1 protein-coding gene is annotated in these 704 nt (G+C 70.2%); it reads right to left on the reverse strand.

Going from position 1 to position 704, the window contains the following annotated elements; genetic code table 11:
- The coding region (locus IEY89_RS40205; RefSeq protein WP_189152461.1) for a beta-ketoacyl reductase at positions 1–704 on the reverse strand (704 nt) is incomplete at both ends.

The raw sequence follows: 704 nt of genomic DNA on the forward strand, positions 1-704 counted from the left end.
GCCGAGGCGGCCTTCGCCGTCACGACGTTCTCGATCCGCTCCGGGGTCAAGCCTTCCAGCACACCGTCGTCGAGCACACCAGCCGTGTGCACCACCGCCGTCAGATCCTCAATCTGCCCCAGCAGCGCAGCCACGGCATCCCGGTCGGAAACATCACATGCCACAACCGTCACCCGGGCACCCAAGGCCGTCAGCTCGACTTCAAGCTCCGGTGCCCCCGGGGCCTCCAGGCCGCGACGGCTCGCCAGAACGACATGCTCTGCACCCCGCTCCGCCAGCCACCGGCTCACCCGGGCACCCAGCGCACCCGTACCACCAGTCACCAGGACCGTGCCACGCGGCTCCCACACCCCACCACGGGAAGCGGAAGCACGCACCAGACGCCGGGCCAGAACACCCGAGGCACGAATGGCGACCTGGTCCTCACTGTTCAGCCCGGCCAGCACGGCGCACAGACGGGCCTGCGCCCGCTCGTCGAGCGTCTCGGGCAGATCGACCAAACCACCCCATCGCTCCGGCAGCTCCAGCCCCGCCGTCAGACCCACACCCCACACCTGCGCCTGCACCGCCGCAGTCAGCTCATCCGAGCCGCCCACCGACACCGCGCCACGCGTCGCCAGCCAGACCGGAGCCTCCACACCCACATCACCCAGCGCCTGCACCAAACCAACCGCAGGAGCCGCACCACCATCAGCCAACCCCAC

The sequence above is a fragment of the Streptomyces lacrimifluminis genome (genome assembly GCF_014646095.1).
Classification (GTDB): Bacteria; Actinomycetota; Actinomycetes; order Streptomycetales; family Streptomycetaceae; genus Streptomyces; species Streptomyces lacrimifluminis.